1 protein-coding gene is annotated in these 2,049 nt (G+C 65.2%); it reads right to left on the minus strand.

What is annotated here, in order from left to right:
* Positions 1-573: 573 nt before the first annotated feature.
* Positions 574-1,743: a restriction endonuclease gene (locus tag IE255_RS38825; RefSeq protein WP_190055149.1), complete on the minus strand. Its 1,170-nt coding sequence runs from the start codon at positions 1,741-1,743 to the stop codon at positions 574-576.
* Positions 1,744-2,049 lie beyond the last annotated feature (306 nt).

The raw sequence follows: 2,049 nt of genomic DNA on the forward strand, positions 1-2,049 counted from the left end.
ACGGCCACTGTCAACCATCAGCTGGGACCGAAGTGTCAAGCATCTACCGGGACCGGACAGGCGATCAGCAGAGTGTGCGGTAGAACTTTCCCTACTTCATCAAGCCCCGGCTGCGCTCCGCTCCGCCGGGCGCGCTCCCGGCTCCGCTGCGCGCTGCGCTCCTGCCTCCGGCCCGCTCCGCGCACGCTGCGCCGACGCGCGCCCACATGTGGATAGGGCTGGTGGCCATGAGTCGATCACCGCATTGCGCGGCGCCGGTCAGAACAATGCCTCCGGCGGGGGATCGGCCGGCACCGGGATGGAGGGGGCGCCGTCGCCGAGTGCGGGTCCGTTGGGGCGTGCGCGGGGGCTCCCATCCCGCCCACCGTCGACCCAGGCGAAGCCGAGCAGACGCGGCCCATGGCGTCCAGGTCGTTCGTACAGTGGCGCGCTCCACCTGGACGCCATGGACCACGCCCGCTCCACGGGGTGTGGGTCGACGGCGGACGGGACGGGAGCTGGAGTGAGTGGTGGGATAGGGAGCGAGGCGATCGCTTGCAGCAGTGCCCAGCCCTGCGGATAGCAGGTCCTCGTCTATTTGAGGCCATGGGCGGCTGCAATGTGAGGCCGCTGTGCGAGAAGAGTTTCAAGGCGGCTATCCGGCCATAGCTCGACGTAGGGCGCTGTGCCCTCCGAGTTATGCCGCTCCGCCCAGGCCACCGCGTCTGCGGTGAAGCGACCACTGGTGGCGATGACAATCCCCCTTACGAGCGGGGGCCCCCATAGCTTGCCCGCTACCACGGTTTCGTTAAGGGCGGCTGCGTTCACCGACCGGCTGCGCCAGTGTTTGGCCTGAATGATGACGCGTTCAGTCCTAACACCGCCGGAGCCGTCGCGAAGGACACGATCCAGCGAAAGATCACGTCCCCGGTCGGGTGCGCGGGTTTGCATCAGCCATTGGACATTCTGGTGCTCGGGGATGTCTCGTAGCAGGTCGTAGAGAAGCCGCTCGAACCCGTCGTCGTCCAGGCGCTCCCAGGGCAGCGCAAGGGTGGCGGCGCCCGTCAGATTGCCCGAGGCCGCGTGTCCAAGGTCCATGTCTGGGACAGGGAGCGGGTCACTGTCACCCAGGGAGTTTACTTCGATACCGGCACGCACGGCGGGCCAGTCGAATTCCACAATGTCATGCCAGTCGTGCCCCTGGCTGAAGCGCATGTGTCGCTGCAAATCCCACCATCGATCGATGCTCTCGGCGTCTTCGCCCAGGAGCCTTGCGATTTCTCCAATCGCTGCTTCGATCTTTTCAGTCAGGTCGTTACTCAAGACCTCTTGAGAGTCCCGGGCGCTACCTTGTACGGCGATGGGGAGCGTGGCGTCGACTGTGGCTACGAGCTGCTCCAATCGGCCTCGTGCTGCGCGTCGACGAGCTCGCTCCAAGCGGTATCGGTAGGCGGCGAGATCCGCTCCAGGTTTCTCCCCGGCAGCATCCACCGCGCTAGGCGGAACACCAATTTCGAGGTAGTCGATATAGGCTTGGCCTATTTCGTCGATGTCGGGAAGTGGCTCGGTGATGGTCCAACCGTCAATCGGTGGGAGCCCGGAAAGTAGGTCTGTCCAAGCTGCCCTAAGCCCATCATATTGGGGATCTGAACCGCGTTGTGGGCCGCTAGGGATGAATGGTTGCGCGCGCTCCCACACGCTTTCGAGCTTTTTCAGGTTGGCCGCCGTACGGTCCATGGCGCGAAGGAGTTCTTCCAGGTCCATACGCACAGACTGACACTTCAGACCGGGCTGACGGCAGGGTTTCCTTGCCAAGGTGCTGGTGCTGGTGCTGGTGCGCCGTCGGCGGAGCCGGACCGCCAGGCCGGGGTGCGACAGCGGCAGCTCGGGCCGTCCCTGGGCCGTCCGAGGTCGCTCAACGGCGACCAGCGACAACCACTACCGACAGGTGTGGCAGCCAACACCCGCAGGTCACCTATGTGGATCTGCGACACTGGTACGGCCATGCCTAAGACGTCGTCTCAGTTGGTGGCGCGTCGGTAGCAGATCAGGGCACTCGCGAGGGCGACG

Origin of the sequence: Streptomyces lomondensis (assembly GCF_014651035.1) — a bacterium.
GTDB lineage: Bacteria > Actinomycetota > Actinomycetes > Streptomycetales > Streptomycetaceae > Streptomyces > Streptomyces lomondensis.